General features: G+C 56.2%; 1 pseudogene. It reads left to right on the top strand.

Annotated elements, in window-relative coordinates:
* Nucleotides 1-111, top strand: a pseudogene (locus AF337_RS45385) (lipase); the annotation flags it as partial.
* Between the last annotated feature and the right edge of the window lie 165 nt (nucleotides 112-276).

Genomic DNA, 276 nt, shown 5'->3' with positions numbered 1-276 from the left:
GGCGCGGCGGCGCATATCGTCGTCCCGGCAAACCACACTTTGCTACCCGTCAACAAGACGATGTGGAACCAGACCCTGTCGTTTTTGAAGGATGGGCGGTTTACAAGCTGAATGTCCAAATATTCAAACATCCGCCACATGCCCTCTGCTTAATTCCCCGCGGCACCGGTATCGAAGGAAATGCAATGACCGCCATCCTGCGAAAGAAAGTTCACGGCGCGTCTACACGCGGACAGGTCATCGATGGTGCGCCCGATATCGGCGTCGCCTATCAGG

Origin of the sequence: Rhizobium ecuadorense (genome assembly GCF_001187535.1) — a bacterium.
Taxonomy (GTDB): domain Bacteria; phylum Pseudomonadota; class Alphaproteobacteria; order Rhizobiales; family Rhizobiaceae; genus Rhizobium; species Rhizobium ecuadorense.
The sequence above is the reverse complement of the archived record's forward strand: the minus strand, read 5'-3'. Positions and strand labels throughout refer to the sequence as shown.